Annotated in this window: 13 protein-coding genes, 1 tRNA gene and 1 other RNA gene; all 15 read right to left on the bottom strand. The window is 54.6% G+C overall.

Annotation, left to right across the window (positions count from 1 at the left end; all coding sequences use genetic code 11):
- Window positions 1-3: 3 nt before the first annotated feature.
- On the bottom strand, window positions 4-2,910 hold the full coding sequence (bcsB, locus tag Q7C21_RS11650) for a cellulose biosynthesis cyclic di-GMP-binding regulatory protein BcsB (RefSeq protein WP_078805055.1): 2,907 nt from the start codon (window positions 2,908-2,910) through the stop codon (window positions 4-6).
- Entirely contained in the window at window positions 2,907-5,018 is a 2,112-nt protein-coding gene (bcsA, locus tag Q7C21_RS11645) for a UDP-forming cellulose synthase catalytic subunit (RefSeq protein ID WP_052250627.1), read from the bottom strand. The genes bcsB and bcsA overlap by 4 nt, the downstream gene beginning before the upstream one ends.
- Before the next feature lie 48 nt (window positions 5,019-5,066).
- Window positions 5,067-5,870 (bottom strand): cellulose biosynthesis protein BcsQ, encoded by an 804-nt coding sequence (gene bcsQ, locus Q7C21_RS11640; protein WP_039658636.1) that lies wholly within the window; start codon window positions 5,868-5,870, stop codon window positions 5,067-5,069.
- Window positions 5,861-6,448, bottom strand: coding sequence for a cellulose biosynthesis protein BcsO (gene bcsO, locus Q7C21_RS11635; protein WP_039658637.1), 588 nt, complete (start codon window positions 6,446-6,448; stop codon window positions 5,861-5,863). Before bcsO ends, bcsQ begins: the two co-directional genes overlap by 10 nt.
- A gap of 181 nt (window positions 6,449-6,629) precedes the next feature.
- Window positions 6,630-7,007 (bottom strand): hypothetical protein, encoded by a 378-nt coding sequence (locus Q7C21_RS11630; RefSeq protein WP_154926830.1) that lies wholly within the window; start codon window positions 7,005-7,007, stop codon window positions 6,630-6,632.
- Window positions 6,967-7,989, bottom strand: coding sequence for a dipeptide ABC transporter ATP-binding subunit DppF (gene dppF / locus Q7C21_RS11625; protein WP_140916060.1), 1,023 nt, complete (start codon window positions 7,987-7,989; stop codon window positions 6,967-6,969). Before dppF ends, Q7C21_RS11630 begins: the two co-directional genes overlap by 41 nt.
- Window positions 7,979-8,965 (bottom strand): dipeptide ABC transporter ATP-binding protein, encoded by a 987-nt coding sequence (gene dppD, locus Q7C21_RS11620; protein ID WP_003851998.1) that lies wholly within the window; start codon window positions 8,963-8,965, stop codon window positions 7,979-7,981. The genes dppF and dppD overlap by 11 nt, the downstream gene beginning before the upstream one ends.
- 12 nt (window positions 8,966-8,977) lie before the next feature.
- Window positions 8,978-9,880: a dipeptide ABC transporter permease DppC gene (gene dppC, locus Q7C21_RS11615; protein WP_003851999.1), complete on the bottom strand. Its 903-nt coding sequence runs from the start codon at window positions 9,878-9,880 to the stop codon at window positions 8,978-8,980.
- Between the two features lie 9 nt (window positions 9,881-9,889).
- Window positions 9,890-10,909, bottom strand: coding sequence for a dipeptide ABC transporter permease DppB (gene dppB, locus Q7C21_RS11610; RefSeq protein ID WP_003852000.1), 1,020 nt, complete (start codon window positions 10,907-10,909; stop codon window positions 9,890-9,892).
- Between the two features lie 171 nt (window positions 10,910-11,080).
- Window positions 11,081-12,691, bottom strand: a complete 1,611-nt coding sequence (dppA, locus tag Q7C21_RS11605; protein ID WP_003852001.1) for a dipeptide ABC transporter periplasmic-binding protein DppA — start codon at window positions 12,689-12,691, stop codon at window positions 11,081-11,083.
- A 1,179-nt stretch (window positions 12,692-13,870) separates the two neighbouring features.
- A non-coding RNA gene (locus Q7C21_RS11600) (RtT sRNA) lies at window positions 13,871-14,000 on the bottom strand.
- Window positions 14,001-14,035: 35 nt separating this feature from the next.
- Window positions 14,036-14,112: transfer RNA gene (locus tag Q7C21_RS11595), tRNA-Pro, on the bottom strand.
- A gap of 125 nt (window positions 14,113-14,237) precedes the next feature.
- Window positions 14,238-15,929 carry a kdo(2)-lipid A phosphoethanolamine 7''-transferase gene (eptB, locus tag Q7C21_RS11590; protein WP_008926413.1) on the bottom strand — a complete coding sequence of 564 codons (1,692 nt, stop codon included), beginning with the start codon at window positions 15,927-15,929 and terminating at the stop codon, window positions 14,238-14,240.
- A 318-nt stretch (window positions 15,930-16,247) separates the two neighbouring features.
- Window positions 16,248-16,676, bottom strand: a complete 429-nt coding sequence (locus Q7C21_RS11585; RefSeq protein ID WP_003848051.1) for an organic hydroperoxide resistance protein — start codon at window positions 16,674-16,676, stop codon at window positions 16,248-16,250.
- 95 nt (window positions 16,677-16,771) lie between these two features.
- Window positions 16,772-17,236, bottom strand: a complete 465-nt coding sequence (locus tag Q7C21_RS11580) for a MarR family winged helix-turn-helix transcriptional regulator (RefSeq protein ID WP_003848049.1) — start codon at window positions 17,234-17,236, stop codon at window positions 16,772-16,774.
- Between the last annotated feature and the right edge of the window lie 40 nt (window positions 17,237-17,276).

Here is a 17,276-nt window from a genome sequence, read left to right as displayed (position 1 = left end):
TCCTTACTTCCTGCCGGAATCACGATCTTGCTTTGGGTTCAGACGCCGCCACGCATGACGCTTCAGCATCACCCAGGCCGCACTGCCCACCAGCGCAGAGAGCAGCATCGCCGCCAGCGCCAGCAGCACCGAATGCTGGTTGGCATACCACACCACCATCATGTACCAGGGCATTTCGCCGCTGGGGAATTGCGCCCCGACGCGGAAACTGCGAATACCGTTTTCATCGGTAATAATCGCGGTATCGCCCCGAATTCCGGCGTTAATCTGCGCCGAACTCAAATCGTTATGCAGTCGCAGCAGCTGATCGTCGCTGGTTGCCACCGTCATCACCACCAGCCGATCGCGATTCCACGGCGATCGGTAGCTGAGGAAGCCTCGCCACGCCTCGTTGGAGGAGAAATAACGGTCGGCATCCAGCTGCTGGAGACTCCAGTCGCCCGTCAGCCAGCCGCGTAATTTTTCCAGCGTATCGGGCTCTTTCACACCAAAGGTGCTGCTCGTGGCGTCATACGGTGATGCTGCCAGCATCGCCTGATTAAAGGCGCTGTTGCCGGTCGTACTGACCGCCAGCAGATCGCTCTGTTGTAAGCGCGCCATGTTGGTGCCGCCGTTGGGCAGACCAAACAGCACCTGATTCTGCGTCAGTGCCACCCCCGTAGCGTTACCGGCACGCGCCGCCAGATCCAGCAACGTCGATAGCTCGGCATTGCTGGGCGTTTCCGGCAGCAGGAGCGTGGTCTGGCCGAAATCGGCCAGACGCGAGAACGGGAACGAGGCACCCACAAAGTAAGAGAGGTTTGGCAGCATGCTGAAGTGACGGGTATGGCTCAGATCGATCCATGAGTCCTCTTCAATCCGGCTCTTAATGTTGTTGTTCAGGAGTACACCGCAGGGCGCATCGGCTCGCGGTTTAATATTGAAGTAGAGTGCAAGCTGGTTGTCGCCATAAATCAGATAGGGTTCGAGATTCAGCTGATACTGCTCCTGACGCGCGTCACCGCCTAAACGATGCCAGACGTTTTCCAGCAGCCCGACTTTATTCACCGTCAGGTTGCGCAGGAACGTACCGTTAAGCATGACGTTGAGAAACGAGTTGTCCTCATCAATCCAGCTTTCCGACGGGAAACGATAGTGCAGGTTGACCGGCACCGTTTTTCCATCCCACAGGAACAGGTCAGGTGCAGCGCGGAAGTTAACGCGTAGCGCATCATGCCAGATGCCACTGCTGGTCAGACTCTGATCCTTACGCAGCAGTTCGCTCAGACGTACCGGTCGGTCGGTGTTAATCCAGCGTGGTGCATCGTAAGGTTTGCGGTTGCCAATGGTCTGTACAGGAACCTGCAGCTGGCTCTCATCGGTCGCGAATGGCTGCGTCGTCAGCCGGTTCGCTGCCTGACGCAACTGCTCTTCATTGTTGCCACTCACCAGCAGCAATTTGTAAACCGGGTTGTTGGGATTATCCACCACCTGCAACATCGGGCCATTACTGGCCGGGAACGTCAGGGTACCGATCCGATCGCCAGGATGACCAAACAGGATACCGTTGTTTTCCGGCAGTTCGCCGCGTACTACCGGGAAGCGGATGCCACGATAATCACTCTGAATACCGAGCCAGGAAGCGACCAGTGCCGCCGCGCTGACCGCATCGGGTGAGAGGTTACTGGCAAAGCCCATCGTGATAGTGGACGCCGTCATCCGCTGAGGATCCAGGAAGGGACGCGGAAAATTGCGCAGACTGGTACCGATATTAAGCTGCTGCCCCTCAAGGTGCAGCGAGGTCTTCGGCAGAATGGTGACCTGGTACTGCTGCGCGCTCTCTTTCTCACACAGCAATTTGTCCGCATCGTTAATTTTAAAACTCAGGTTGTTGCTCGACACCACCATCGCCGCGGGAACATCCAGCTCATAGTCACTGACGTCGCTGTCAGTGGCTCCCAGCGGCAGTGTGCCGAGTGGCTGACCATTCAGCATCAACTGCAGCGACGTATTGCGTGCGGCCAGGGCGGCAGAGACGCGCAGCGTCAGATTCAGTCGTGCATTGGTAATGACTTCATCGCTGGGCAGGGTAAAGGTGATGCCCGACTGTAACTGGCCGCCGGTCAACGTAATGCCACGTGACTGGCCCATCTGAGCCACTGAGATCGTGCTGCTGATGGGCTGATTGATGGCTGCGGTAATCGGCAGCTGCGGTTCTGCAACCGGCATCGTCGCCTGGCCTGGCGCGTAGGGCAGCGCACTGGCAGCCGCTTCCAGCGCCGGATCGGCGTTGCTCAGTCCCTGTGGCAGTGGCACCGCGGACAGCGCGCTGCTGTCCTGGGTCACGGCACCGGTGCTCGTCACGGGTGCGGCGGCCGGCGCAGAAGCCTCACCGGTCGCTGACGCCTGAGATGCTGATGTTGTATCACCAGCGGGTGCATAGGATGGGGTCGTGGCTGCTGGTGTCGCATCCGGTGCGGCACTCTGTGGCGCAGAAGCCGAAGCCGATTCTGTAGCCTGGGTAGCCGGGGCCGCTGATGGCACTGACTGCGTGGCAGACTCGCCACCGCTGACCGGGGCCGTCACCTGGGCTGAACCGGCTGTCGGCGTGGCACTATTATTCATCGGTGCCGCAGGCGCGGCATCACTGACCGGCGCCTGATTTGTCACTGGCGCACTGCCCGCTGCATTAGCTGGCTGCGAAGCAGAAACGGCATCAGGCGGTGTCGGCGCTGAACTGTTTACCGGCGCACTGGCTGCTGCATCGGCTGGCTGCGTAGCAGAAACGGCACCATACGGCGTCGGCGCAGGACTGTTTAACGGGGCACTGCTGCTGTTATCAACAACTGCCGGCGTTTCCGCGCCAGCGGGCGTCAGCCATAACGCTGCGGTCAGTGAACTGGCCAGCAAAGTTTGCGTCAGGATCTTCATGCCACGCCATCCTCTTTCGCCGCGGCAGCCACCGGATCGACATTTTTACGTTTATCGTGGCGGCCCTTCCAGGTCAGCCAGAACAGCTCAAATACGGTACGGATAATGGTGCCCAGCGAAATCAGTGGGTTGTCCTGCTTATACTCCGGCTGAATCCAGGCATCCGCACGCGCCAGCACCACACGGACCAGCTCGCGACGGCGCGCCAGCGGCATCGCCTCAAAGCGCAGACGAATGCTCTCCTCATCACCGGAAATCTTACTGACCGGAATGGTGATCGCGCCGGATTTCAGCATCAGATCAATCTCTTCAATCTCATCCGTTTCATGGCGTCCATCTGGCGCGTCGAGTTGCGCACCGCCCATCGAAAGGTTGCTGGTCTGGGTGCGTGAGGAAATGCCGCTGGCGTAGTGAATAATCGCCGGGATTTGCACATCTACGCGGATAGTTTTACGCACCTGTTTGGTTTCGCGCGCCACGGCAATCGCCGCCATCAGAATGATCAGGCTGAAAATTGCCCAGCCGACGTTGAGTGCGATGACATAAGGATCGACGCCAAAGTAGTCATGCATCACGGCACGCACTACACCCGCCACAATTCCGATGCCCAGCAGCAGCGCCACAATCACGTGCGGACGCACGATATGGAAATCGAAGAACCCCTGATCCAGCACGCCGCCTTTATCGGTGACGTTAAACTTCCCATGTTTTGGCGACAGCAGGGTCAGGAGGGTCGGGATCACCAGATGGAAGCACATCACCGTTTCATAAATCTCACCCCAGAAGGTGTAACGGAAACGGCCATTCATGCGGGAGTTAACATAGAGCGACATGACCAGGTGCGGCAGCACGTAGGCGAAGATCAGCGACGCCGAGGAATGAATAATATTCAGGTTAAACAGCAGGTAGGCCAGCGGCGCAGTCAGGAAGGCAACGCGTGGCAGACCAAACTGGAAGTGCAGCATGGCATTAAGGTAGCAAAGACGCTGCTGCCATTTCAGGCCACGACCAAACAGCGGGTTATCAACGCGGAAAATCTGCGTCATGCCGCGCGCCCAGCGGGTACGCTGAATGATATGCAGGCCCAGACGCTCGGTTGCCAGACCGGCAGCCAGCGGAATGGCCAGAAAGGCGGAGCCCCAGCCCAGCCGCTGCATTTTCAGGGCGGTATGCGCATCTTCGGTGACAGTTTCAACAGCAAAGCCGCCAATCTCTTCCAGCGCTGAACGACGGATCACCGCACAGGAGCCACAGAAGAAGGTGGCATTCCAGTTGTCGTTGCCCTGCTGAACCGGGCCATAAAAGAGTGAGCCTTCGTTTGGAATGCTGCGCGCGGCGCGCAGGTTACGCTCAAAGGGATCGGGAGAATAGAAATAGTGTGGTGTCTGCAGCAGCGCCAGCTTCGAATCTTTCAGGAACGGCCCCACCGTTGCCTGCAGAAAGGTACGGGTCGCCACGTGGTCGCAGTCAAAGATGCAAATCAGCTCACCTTTGGTGATCTTCATCGCATGGTTGAGGTTACCCGCTTTAGCATGTTTGTTGTCGTCTCGGGTGATGTACCCTACCCCGACATCTGCCGCAAAACGGGCAAATTCGCTGCGCTTACCATCATCCAGCAGATAAACTTTAAGTTTGTCACGCGGGTAGTCGATACATTGCGCGGCCAGTACAGTGTCGCGCACCACATCCAGACTTTCATTATAGGAAGGCACATAAATATCAACCGTCGGCCACAGACTGGTATCGTCTGGCAAAGGTTCAATCGTGCGTTTTAAGGGCCACGTGGTTTGCAGGAAGCCGAGAATTAAGATCAGCCAGACGTAAAGCTCCGCCAGATATAAGCCAATCCCTAAAATAGCCTCAACTTCGGAATTAAAGTGCAGCGTCTCAGTAGTGCGCCACCAGATATAGCGGCTGGACATCAAGGCAGAGAGAATCACCATCACCACAGTTATTTTGCGGCTCTTGCTGAAACCCAATAAAAACATCATGCCAATGCTGATCAGACCAAAAATATACTGTTTCTGGCTGTCCATTGGCGTAATGATGATCACCGCGGCAACGGGTGCAAGCACCAGCAGCAGCAGGTAAAACCCGATTTTACTCATGATTCACCCTGAGAAGAGCTGTGTTAGATAGTCGCCTGCAGAAGTCGGCTAATAGTGGTTTGTGCGGATGGGAGCCTGAACTTCGCCATTACCCACGGTGATATTCAGAATGCTGCTGACACGCTTCGCGATCAGTTCAATATCAAATGCCGCTGCCGAAGCCGGGCTGAAATCATAAACAGACTGCTGGGAAGCATTGGCTTCACCCACGCTTTCATCACGGTGAACCACGCCCAGTAAGTTATCGCCCAGACGCTGCTGCATAAATGCGGTGACATCGCGATTAATATTCCGGCGGTTGTCGCACTGGTTCAGGATAAAATAGTGACCCTGCTTATTATTGAGCGGTTTACCGGTCATCCGGTTCTCTTCAATCTGCGGTAATAACGACACTGACGCGGTATCCGCTAACATCACCACTAAATGCATATCGGCCAGCGCCGTCATTGCTTTAAGGGCAGGACCGGGACCAGGCGGAAAATCAGCCACAATTACCAGGCCGGGATAATTGAGCACCGTATCCAGACCGCGTTTAATAAAGTGGGGATCTTTCATCAGGTTCTCTTCGAACCGTTCACGTTGGGGCTCGGTGACGTCGCCATAAGGCAGGACAAAAATATTGCCGCCGGTGGTGAGAATTGACTGGCTCCAGTCCGCCTGCTCTTCTGAGCGCGCTACAAATCCACGACCATCATGAAGCGGCACGCCAAAGTGCAGACGCAATGCATTCTGCACATCAAAATCAATCGCCAGAACTTTGCTACCGGAACGTGCCAGACTCCAGGCCAGATTCGCCGCCAGCGTCGTTTTTCCCACGCCTCCCTTCGGCGAGCACACACAAACTAACGGCATAACGCAATCTTCTCCAGTAACGGTTTGAGTAAGGTTTCTTTCGGCAGAGTCACATCGCGCGAGCGGAACAGCGCGCCAAACCGTTCGGGTTCAGAATGGGGGGCGGAGGGCGAGATGACAGGCTGTCGATCCGCCACCGGGGCGCGCAGGACGGGCTCTGCACGAAGGGCAGCAACAGGCTCAGCCACTTGTGGTCGTGGTGGCGGCGGTAGCGGAAAAAGTGACGAAGGACCGCGTTCAGCGGCACTGGTTGCTGTCAGGCTGCTGCCTGACAGGCTATCGAGAATCGACGTGCGGGCAGCCATTGCCGGTTGCACATTCAGGGTCGCAGGTCGTGCAGGAGCGTCAGGCAGAGGAGCAGTGAACTCATCACCGCGCAGCGGCTGAGGTTGAGGCAGGTCGATACGCTGACCGCTGCCCAATGGCGTCTGCTGTTCTTCTTTCGCCAGCTGACGAATCAATGCCCATTTACTGTGTTCCGCCGCTTCCTGCGTCTGGCCAGACATATCTTTAAAGTCGATGTCAAGCGTTTGCGTTTTCTCTTTAAAACGCTGCAAATCATCGTAATTATTCTTCATTGACCGTGGCCTGCAACAAGGGGGGAATTTTCCTGGAATATAACACATCCCTTGAATGTCAGTCAGAAAAACCTGATTACAAAAAGAGCAAATTCAATAAAATAGTTTAATCATAAAGATTAAACCCTGCCGACTAAAAGCCATTCTTAGCGTATAACCCCAGATAATTAATAAATTAAATTTAAGTTAAATTGTCTGGATATTTTTTAAAATTTTGCGGAAATAGCCGCTGTGGCAACGAATGGCCCAGCCAGAAGGACTCATACCAAACAGCGTATTTAACAGCGATAAGGCCATTCAGGTGCAGCAAAAAGCCGCTCGCCACCATGAGGGATTGATGGCATTTATCTTTTTCCGCTGAAAATATCACCAGAAAAAAACAGGTTAAAAGTGGTAAAGAAAACAGGAGGGAAATAATCAGAATATGAGTGCGGAACCGCCAGCGGTGCGGCTTGCCACTGAATTGAGATAAAAAAAGGCTCCAGAAAGGAGCCTTCGGCTGGATGCCAGATGATTGCTCAGCTGACGTTTTCTGCCACCCCAACCGGCTGATTCTCATCCTGATCAACCGCGAAGCAGGCAATTTCCTGCCCGCCATAGTTTTTCAACTTTGGCTGCAGCTGTACACAGGTGCTGAAACGCCGATGGCAGCGTGCATTAAAGGCGCAGCCTGGTGGCGGATTCAGCGGGCTTGGCAGCTCGCCGGTCAGCTTAATACGCTCACGACGGTCGTCAGGATTAAGACGCGGTGTCGCTGACAGTAAAGCCTGGGTATAAGGATGGCGCGGATTTGCGAAAATCGCCTCTTTACTGCCCTTTTCTACGCAACGGCCGAGGTACATCACCATTACCTCATCGGCTATGTGTTCTACCACGGATAAATCGTGCGAGATAAAGACGTATGAGAGGCCCATATCCTGCTGCAGATCCATCATCAGGTTCAGCACCTGAGCACGCACCGACACGTCGAGCGCCGAAACTGGCTCATCAGCAATCAGCACGTCCGGATCGAGCATCAGCCCGCGCGCAATCGCGATACGCTGGCGCTGTCCACCGGAGAACATGTGTGGATAGCGGTCATAATGTTCAGTTTTCAGGCCGACTTTCGCCATCATTTCCAGCGTCTTCTCGCGACGTTCCGCTTTGGTAAGCATGGTATTGATCACCAACGGCTCTTCCAGAATCTGGCTCACTTTTTTACGCGGATTGAGTGAGCCATACGGGTTCTGGAACACGATCTGGATTTTCTGACGACGCAGCTTCTGCGCCTGAGGATCGTGTTTCAGCAGATCCTGACCGTGCCAGTAGAGCTGCCCTTCGGTCGGGGTTTCAATCATGGTCAGCAGTCGGCCCAGCGTGGATTTACCACAGCCTGACTCGCCAACCACTGCCAGCGTTTTACCGCGTTCCAGATTAAAAGAGACGCCATCAAGTGCCTTGACCAGACGCTCCTGACCAAACAGTCCCTTCTTCACCGGGTAGTGCTTCTTCAGATCAATCGCCTGTAACAGAAACTGATCTTTCTTAATTTCATGACTCATAAGTGGGTCTCCCGGCATCGTCCAGCGGATAGTGACACTTGGACTGGCGTCCTGGAATGGTGCGCAGTTCAGGTTCTTCCTGACGACAAAGGTCAGTCGCATAAGGGCAGCGTGGATTCAGCAGACAGCCAACCGGGCGATCATATTTACCCGGCACGACGCCCGGCAGCGAGGCCAGACGCGCTTTATCCGCCGCAAACTCTGGCAACGCACGCAGCAGCGCCTGCGTATAGGGATGGCGCGGCGCTTTGAAAATATCGGTCGCTTTGCCGCTCTCCACCACCTGACCGGCATACATCACGATAATGTGGTGAGCCGCTTCTGCCACTAACGCCAGATCGTGCGTAATCAGAATCAGCGCCATGTTCTCCTGCCGCTGTAACTCCAGCAGCAGTTCGATGATCTGTGCCTGGATAGTCACGTCGAGCGCTGTGGTCGGCTCATCGGCGATGAGCAGCTTTGGCCGGCAGGCGATCGCCATCGCAATCATCACACGCTGGCTCATGCCGCCCGACAGCTGGTGCGGATAGACATCGAGACGTGACGCAGGATCGGGAATACCGACCTGATTCAGCAGGTCGATTGCCCGCTGACGCCGCGTGCGTTTATTGCCGCCCTGATGCACCTTGATCGCTTCCATAATCTGGAAACCCACGGTGTAGCAGGGATTCAGGCTGGTCATCGGGTCCTGAAAAATCATCGCCACTTCTGCACCCACCAGCTGGCGGCGCTCGCGTTCGGAGATGTGTTGCAGGTCGCGCTGGTTGAACTCCAGCTTCTCAGCCATCACTTTGCCGGGGAAATCGATCAGCCCCATGATCGCCAGCGAACTGACTGATTTACCGGAGCCAGACTCGCCCACGATACCCACAACCTGGCCCTGCTCTACCTGATAACTGATGCGGTCAACCGCACGGAACGGTGCTTTATCGTCGCCGAAATGCACCGATAGTTTGTCTACATTTAATAACGCCATCTCGGTGCCTCTTTACTGCTTGAGTTTCGGGTCGAGGGCATCACGCAAACCATCGCCCATCAGGTTAAATGCCAGCACGGTAAGCAGAATGACCAATCCAGGGAAGGTCACTACCCACCAGGCACTTTGCGCATACTGCAGAACGTCGGAGAGCATGGTGCCCCACTCCGGCGTTGGCGGTTGCGCACCCATACCGAGAAAGCCCAGCGCCGCCATATCGAGAATGGCGTTGGAGAAACCTAATGACGCCTGCACGATCAGCGGTGCAAGGCAGTTAGGCAGAATATTCACGAACATCTGGCGCAGCATACCCGCACCGGCCACGCCGGAAGCGGTGACATAGTCGCGGTTCACTTCGACCAGCACCGCCGCGCGGGTCAGACGGATATAGTGCGGCAGTGCCACAAAGGTCAGCGCGATGGAGGCGTTGACGATTGAGGGGCCAAAGATGGCGACCAGCACCAGCGCCAGCAGCAGACTTGGCAGCGCCAGCATGATATCGACTACACGCATGATGATGGCATCGACCACGCCGCCGAGATAACCGGCCAGCAGGCCAAATATCACGCCGAAAATCAGTGACAGCACCACGACCAGACAGCCCACCAGCAGTGACAGGCGCGCACCGTACATCAGACGCGACAGCACATCGCGGCCCACGTCGTCGGTGCCCAGGATGTAGCTCCAGTTACCGCCTTCCTGCCAGACCGGCGGATGCAGCAGCGCATCGCGGAACTGCTCAGCAGGTGCATGCGGGGCCAGTACATCGGCAAAGATAGCGCACAGCAATACAATGATGATGTAGACCAGGCCCACAACGGCGCCTTTGTTACGTTTAAAGTAGTGCCAGAATTCCTGGAACGGGGTCATCGGCGTGGGTGCAACGGTAACGCTGCCGGGATCAACAACAGACATGATGCCCCCTTATTTCTTGTGACGTATGCGCGGGTTAACCACGCCATACAGCAGATCAACCAGCAGGTTGACCACGATGATCAGTACTGCGGTCAGCAGCACGCCGCCCTGCACCACCGGATAGTCACGGCGCTGCAACGCTTCAATCAGCCAGCGACCCAGACCCGGCCATGAAAAGATGGTTTCGGTAAGAATCGCCCCGGCCAGCAGCGTGCCGACCTGCAGACCAATTACCGTGACCACCGGCAGCATGGCGTTTCGCAGCGCATGCACCACGATCACACGCATCCGCGTCAGGCCTTTAGCACGCGCCGTACGGATGTAATCTTCACCCAGTACTTCAAGCATCGCCGACCGCGTCATACGCACTATCACCGCCAGCGGAATGGTGCCGAGCACGATGGCTGGCAGAATCATGTGCATGACCGCATCGTGGAAGTCGCCCGGCTCACCCCAGAAGAAGGTGTCGATGAGCATAAAGCCGGTCAGTGGCATGCTGTCATCCAGGAAGACGGTGTCGCCGACCCGCCCGGAAACGGGTGTCAGGTTGAACTGAACCGAAACCAGCATGATCAACATGATGCCCCACCAGAAGATCGGCATGGAGTAGCCGGTCAGTGAGATTCCCACAGCGGTGTGATCGAAAATCGAACCGCGCTTCACCGCCGCCAGAACCCCTACCGGGATGCCAATGGCCACGGCAAATATCATGGCGCAGATACCGAGTTCCAGCGTCGCTTTGAAGCGCGGAACAAACTCATCCCAGACCGGGATGCGGCTTTTAAGTGAAATGCCCAGGTCGCCATGTAATACGCCATTAATGTAGTGCAGGTACTGTTTCCACAGTGGCTGATCCAGCCCTAACAGGGCCATTAACTGTGCATGACGTTCAGGAGAAATACCGCGCTCGCCCGCCATGATCAGCACCGGATCGCCGGGGATCATGTGAACAAACGCGAAGGTGAGTAATGTAATGCCGATAAACGTTGGGATAACAAGGCCCAGACGTCGGAGTATGAACTGCAGCATAATCCGGGTTCTCTCTTGTCCGCGCGACCGTCGCCGCGAGGGTTGTTATTGCTTACATCTGACGATCGGGTAGGCCCGACCGCGACGCAGACTGGCTGCGCCTCTACCGTTTCCAGTAAAACAGGGAGATAAATCCGGGGCGACGCGCAGCCGCCCCGGAAAAGGCGACAATTATTCTTTAATGTCTACCTGAGCAAAGTAGTGTCCGCCCAGCGGATCGACTTTGTACCCGGAGACTTTCTTGCTGACCGGTTCGTATACCGTTGAGTGCGCGATCATCAGCGCCGGTACCTGGTCATGCATCACAACCTGAGCCTGTTTGTAGTACTCGATGCGCTTCGCCTGATCGGCAGTCGCGCGAGCGGGCTGGATCTGGTCCTCGAAGGACTTATCGCACCAGCGCGAGTAGTTAGAGCCATCTTTAGCCGCTGAACAGCTGAACAGGGTGGCCAGGAAGTTATCCGGATCCCCATTGTCACCGGTCCAGCCCATCATGACGGTCTGGTGCTCGCCCGCTTTGGCGCGCTTCAGATATTCGCCCCACTCGTAGGTGACGATTTTGGCTTTGACGCCAATCTTCGCCCAGTCACTCTGAATCATTTCAGCCATGCGGCGTGCGTTCGGGTTGTAAGGACGCTGAACCGGCATTGCCCACAGGTCGATTGAGAAACCGTCTGCCATGCCCGCTTCTTTCAGCAGCGCTTTGGCTTTCTCAGGATCGTATGCGTAGTCTTTCACCGCGTCGTTATAGCCCCACATTGTTGGTGGGATCAGGTTTTTAGCAGGCTGACCTGCACCCTGATAAACGGCGTCGATAATCGCCTTTTTGTTGACCGCCATGGTCAGTGCCTGACGTACTTTCAGGTTATCCAGCGGTTTTTTCTCAACGTTGTATGACAGATAGCCGACGTTCAGGCCCGCCTGCTCATACAGGTTGATGTTCTTGTCCTGCTTCATACGCGCAATGTCAGCCGGATTTGGATAAGGCATGACCTGGCATTCGCCCTTCTGCAGTTTGGCGTAACGCACTGAAGCATCCGGGGTAATGGAGAAGACTAAGCGATCGATTTTTGGCTTGGTGCCCCAGTAATTCGGGTTAGCTTTGTAAAGGATGCGCGAATCTTTCTGGTACTGCAGCAGCTGGAACGGACCGGTACCGACCGGGTTCAGGTCGACGTTTTGCGGGGTACCCGCTTTCAGCATGTTGTCTGCGTACTCTTTCGACAGAATCGAGGCGAAATCCATGCCGAGGTCGGCGAGGAACGGCGATTCAGGACGGGTCAGCACGAAGCGAACGGTGTTGTCGTCCACTTTCTCAATTTTGCTGATCAGCTTAGGCATATCCATGCCTTCGAAATATTCGTAGCTGCCGCCGGAGACGCCGTGATAGGCGTTGTTTTTATCCAGCTGACGCTCAAAGGTGAACACCACATCATCCGCGTTGAAGTCACGCGTCGGTTTGAAATCTTTAGTGGTCTGCCACTTCACGCCTTTGCGCAGGTGGAAGGTGTAAGTTTTACCGTCTTCGCTGACATCCCACTTCTCTGCCAGTGCAGCGTGCAGTTCGGTGGTGCCGATGGTGAACTCAACCAGTCGGTTGTAGATCTGACGTGAGCTGGCATCGTAGGTGGTGCCCGAAGTGAACAACTGCGGGTTAAAGCCTTCCGGAGAACCTTCAGAACAGTAAACGAGGGTTTTTGCCTGAACACCGGCGGCGACAGTCATAGCAATCAGGCTCAGACCGACCTTCAGCATCCCGGATTTAGCCAGGGAGTTGATCATGCGTTTGCTCCATTGTGATGTGATGTTGTGTGTATTGCCTGACCTCTGATTTTTTTATGCGGTTCAGGCGTACCACCGAACAGGTGGTTAACGCGCGCTACGATTTTTTGTTTTTTCAGATGCAGGTTATGCATTCAGAAAATTCCGTAACTGCGCATTTATTGACGCATCAATTTGTCAACAGTTGCAAAGAACGTCAATACAACGGTTACTTATTTACACAGAGTGTGAGGAATCGCATGCAACGGTAATAAAAACCGTTTCTGTCCAAATGCCATACAATGCACAGCAGAGCTGACCTGAATTCCGTGTATTGTGCTGGAAGCCTGCTCTATCGCTAGTGATTCTCACCGCTAAAAAACTTAAAACTTTTACCGGCAAATGTTGAATAACTGAACGATTCACCGTGCGTTATGACGTTCATCCAGCGGAATATGCTGGTAAAGAAGCATAAGAAATCAGCATGTTGCCGCTTTCGGTCATAAGAAGAATGTGTCGCGAATTATGATCGCATCGCTTATGGGGTAAGGCCTGCCAGCGGGAAAGAAGGGATAATTATTGTCAGTAAGTGGAACGCGCGGAAGATGGGGTTTACTGGAACTTTCTGGAAGGTAACAAAAATGATTTGGATTTCTCAGGCGTTCTGAAGCGCCCATGTAAGTACCCGATGCGTCTGCCAGACGTGAAGCGAAGGGAGCATACGCCTGTAGCAAAGCATCGCGGGCCAGGGACAAAAACGCCGGGAGCGTTTTTGAGCAACGCAATGCGTTGGCCCGGCCACGGGCGCACCTCAGGGATGAGGTGCGTAATCGGCCGCGCTGAGCATGCCAGGGATGGCGTCTTTTGCGTCTTTGCGGAAGGCGTATGCTCCCTGAAGCCCGCTCAGCTGATAAGAGTGTGAATGCTTAGCGGTCAGATTGAGATCTGCCTCAGGAACACGGGCAGATCGGAAAGTCGCTTAAACCATCCATGGACGCTCGGCCCACGCCGTCCATGGCGTGGGACGCTTTCCTCCTCTGCCCGTGTTCCCTCCGCCTTGAATTTATGCGCTGCTGTCAGATTCACTCGGGTTTAGATCTTTCAGCCGTCTGAACCCCGCACAGCGCTAATTCTTTGCCTGCAAATCACTTTTCTACAGACGAAAAAAAACCTGTCTTTTCAGACAGGTTTTCTTAAATATGGTCGGCGAGAGAGGATTACTCTGCTCTTCGAGCAGCGCCCTTCGGGCCGTTGCTGAAGCAACGTTGTCTCGCTACGCTCGGCTCAAACCTCCTTCGGAGGTCCTCATCCTCATTTGTTACAGACGAAAAAAAACCTGTCTTTTCAGACAGGTTTTCTTAAATATGGTCGGCGAGAGAGGATTCGAACCTCCGACCCACTGGTCCCAAACCAGTTGCGCTACCAAGCTGCGCTACTCGCCGATGGGGGCGCATGTTACTGCTACCCCCGATCAGCGTCAACCGCTTTTTATGCTTTTGCCGCCAATCGCCTGGAAAGCACGCGGTTACCCGTAATCAACCACCTGCCCTGCCCTTTTCGCTCACTATTACAGCGCTTTAGCCTGACCTTTTGCCGGTGCCTGACACCAGTTGTTGGCGGGGTTAATACCGCCATCTGGCGAGGTATAACCCAGACAGCCCAGAATGGTGTCGAACAACTCAACATGGCGATGAGTGCGGCCTACGCGCTGCTGCGCCTGCAAACGCTCAAAGTTGCTGCGGTTCTGACTGTCTTCCAGATACTTATCGGAGGCCCAGACCATCATGGGCACGCGGAACTGCTCAGGTGGCGCCATCTCGCGCGGCGTGCCGTGCAAATGCATATTCTCGCTAATCGACTCACCGTGATCAGAGGCATAGAAAACGATCGCCTTCTTATCACGCAGCTGATCCAGCACGCTATCCAGCATACTATCGACATACAGCACCGAGTTGTCATAAGCGTTAATCAACTGCGCTTTGCTGCAGGTCTCATCCACGCCCATACATTCCGGCTGATATTTCGCGAAACTGCGCGGATAACGCTGTGAATAGAGGTAGTGCGACCCTTTAGTGTGCAACACGATCAGATGCTTACCTTTCGGGAAACGATCCAGTGACGCTTTCATCTCCGGCACCAGCAGCATGTCATCCACCGCTTTGCCCTGATTACGCTTCTCTGAACCAATCTGCTCACGGAAAGCAAAGTTGTTGGCATTGATGTTGTCGTAGAACCAGACTTCGCTCTGCATCGCAAACAACTCAGACGTGAAGCCCAGCTCTTTCATCACCGCAAACACGTTCTGCTCTTTCAGCGTACGACCTGGGTTATCCATGGTGCCGCCTTCGCGTACGAACATGCAGCGCAATGACAGCTTGGTCGCGGTATCACAGGATTCGCCCCGGAACGCCACAAGATTCTTCTCTTTCGACAACTTTGGCGTGGTGTCACGCTCGTAGCCCAGCATCCCCATGTGATCCCAGCGGGTGGTCTCACCAATCACAAACACCACATAGGTGTCGTCCAGTCCGGCAGGCGCGACGTAGGTAAACTTCTTCGCCGGATCCAGCAATTCCTCGCTATTCAGCGTCTCATCCACGCGGGTCCAGGCAAAGAGTCCTACAGCTGCAAGCCAGTTTGAAGGAAGATAAGAGTGTGCCACGACACCGCCGTAGCTCGGTAGATCGACGTTGGTAATCTCTTCGTTTTGCTTCTGCAGTTTGTCCAGAAAGCGAATCGGCAACCAGACCAGCGCCACGCAAAGCAGCATGATCACGGAGGGTTTAAGACGCTGTCCCGGCGTGCGCAGCTGCTCATTCAACGTCATGCTCAGCTTATTACGCCAGATCATCAGCAGCGGCAGCGCGCTGACCAGCACCATCCACAGAATGAAATGGTAGCCAACCACCTCTTTAGAAAGATCGGTATCAGTGGTCATCACCGAAGCCACAATGCCGTAGCCAATTACGACGTTAAAAAATGCCATGTAATAAGCAGCGGCAACGGAAATCAGCACTATCAGCGTGGCCAGCACGCGATAAAACCACTTTCCACCCAGCGACAGCAGCCGCATCAGGAAGAAAGTCAGCAGCACAATGGCCACCACTTCAGTGACGGCAGTCAGCCAGTTCGTTATCGTAGAGTGCGAAAGAAAACCATCAAAACGACGATAGAAAATTGGTAAATTCAGTAAGATACCGAGGTAGAGCGCCAGCAGTAACGATAACTTCTGCTGAGTCAGGGTTTTAATATAATTCATGAAAAAAGGTGTTTCTCCGGTGTGAAGCGCTTAACCAAATCTTTTATGTGACTGCCGAAACGCGGCAGAGTTCGCTGAATAAGCGGACCGGACAAGATGAAGGAAAATTCTGAACGGATTTATAGGCTATAACGCGAGGTGGCTCAGTAAAGCATGAGGGCGTTTTATAGACCAGATAATAATCGCTGTCGACCTGATTAGCACATTTTTTGTACACAGCGCGGAGGATTAACCGGACATGCTGACGCAGTGAGACGGAAGTGTGGGATTGAATAACAGGCAAAAGTGCGGGCCTGATAATTCAGGCCCGCAGCATGCTTAGCGAATGATGTTCAGCGTCACGTCGATGTTGTTGCGAGTGGCGTTTGAGTAAGGACACACGATGTGTGCCGCATCCACCAGCTTCTGCGCTTCTGCTTCATCCATTCCCGGCAGGTGAATATTCAGCGTCGCTTCGATGCCAAAGCCGTTGGGGATCGGGCCGATACCTACTTCACCTTCAATCCACGCATCTTTTGGCATCGCGATTTTGTCGCGACCCGCAACAAACTTCATCGCACCGATGAAGCAGGCAGAATAGCCCGCCGCAAACAGCTGCTCAGGGTTGGTCACTTCGCCGCCTGCACCGCCCATCTCTTTTGGCACGCCCAGTTTAACGTCCAGTACACCGTCAGAAGAGGTTGCACGACCATCACGACCACCGGTAGCTTTGGCTTTGGCGCGGTAAACCACTTGTTCTAAAGACATGACATTTCTCCGTTACACTATTTAATCGCCTGCTACTTATTTAACCGTAATCAGGCGGTGAGGTTCAACGGGTGCAATGCACCCGTCGGCAATATTTATCGTGACTGAATCAGGTTATCACGCAATCCATCAAGCTGTAATTTCAGCGCCAGCAGGGCATCATCGTCACAGGCAGTGGCACATTTAACCGCTTCAGGAATGGCTTCAGCCTTAACGCGCAGCGCACGGCCAGCCTCGGTCAGTGTTACTGCAACCTGCCGTTCATCCTGACGGGTACGCTGCCGGTTAATCAGACCCGCGCTTTCCAGTCGCTTCAGCAGTGGCGTTAATGTTGCCGAGTCTAAAAAAAGCTGCTCGCCAATCTCTGACACCGTAACATCATCTTTCTGCCACAACACCAGCATCACCAGATATTGTGGATAGGTAATGTCGAGCTGGCTCAGCAACTGGCGATACACTTTATTCATTGCCAGATTGGCAGAATAAAGCGCAAAGCAGAGTTGCTGATCGACCAACAGTGGCATCGTTTTCACTTTTTTGTCATCTTGATCACAGTTCATGGTGTTCAATATATATAGCGCGCTAGATAATTGCAAGCAA

Source organism: Pantoea sp. ANP04, assembly GCF_041982285.1.
Taxonomy (GTDB): Bacteria; Pseudomonadota; Gammaproteobacteria; order Enterobacterales; family Enterobacteriaceae; genus Pantoea; species Pantoea eucalypti.
Note: the sequence above shows the minus strand (reverse complement) of the source record. Positions and strands in the feature narration are given on the sequence as shown.

Bases quoted from the DNA above. Each gene is read 5' to 3' on its own strand.
- dppB (WP_003852000.1), bottom strand. From the start codon at position 10,909: ATGCTGCAGTTCATACTCCGACGTCTGGGCCTTGTTATCCCAACGTTT.
- bcsA (WP_052250627.1), bottom strand. From the start codon at position 5,018: ATGAGTAAAATCGGGTTTTACCTGCTGCTGCTGGTGCTTGCACCCGTT.
- bcsQ (WP_039658636.1), bottom strand. From the start codon at position 5,870: ATGCCGTTAGTTTGTGTGTGCTCGCCGAAGGGAGGCGTGGGAAAAACG.
- bcsO (WP_039658637.1), bottom strand. From the start codon at position 6,448: ATGAAGAATAATTACGATGATTTGCAGCGTTTTAAAGAGAAAACGCAA.
- dppA (WP_003852001.1), bottom strand. From the start codon at position 12,691: ATGATCAACTCCCTGGCTAAATCCGGGATGCTGAAGGTCGGTCTGAGC.
- dppF (WP_140916060.1), bottom strand. From the start codon at position 7,989: ATGAGTCATGAAATTAAGAAAGATCAGTTTCTGTTACAGGCGATTGAT.
- dppD (WP_003851998.1), bottom strand. From the start codon at position 8,965: ATGGCGTTATTAAATGTAGACAAACTATCGGTGCATTTCGGCGACGAT.
- Q7C21_RS11585 (WP_003848051.1), bottom strand. From the start codon at position 16,676: ATGTCTTTAGAACAAGTGGTTTACCGCGCCAAAGCCAAAGCTACCGGT.
- dppC (WP_003851999.1), bottom strand. From the start codon at position 9,880: ATGTCTGTTGTTGATCCCGGCAGCGTTACCGTTGCACCCACGCCGATG.
- eptB (WP_008926413.1), bottom strand. From the start codon at position 15,929: ATGAATTATATTAAAACCCTGACTCAGCAGAAGTTATCGTTACTGCTG.
- bcsB (WP_078805055.1), bottom strand. From the start codon at position 2,910: ATGAAGATCCTGACGCAAACTTTGCTGGCCAGTTCACTGACCGCAGCG.
- Q7C21_RS11580 (WP_003848049.1), bottom strand. From the start codon at position 17,236: ATGAACTGTGATCAAGATGACAAAAAAGTGAAAACGATGCCACTGTTG.
- Q7C21_RS11630 (WP_154926830.1), bottom strand. From the start codon at position 7,007: ATGAGAATCAGCCGGTTGGGGTGGCAGAAAACGTCAGCTGAGCAATCA.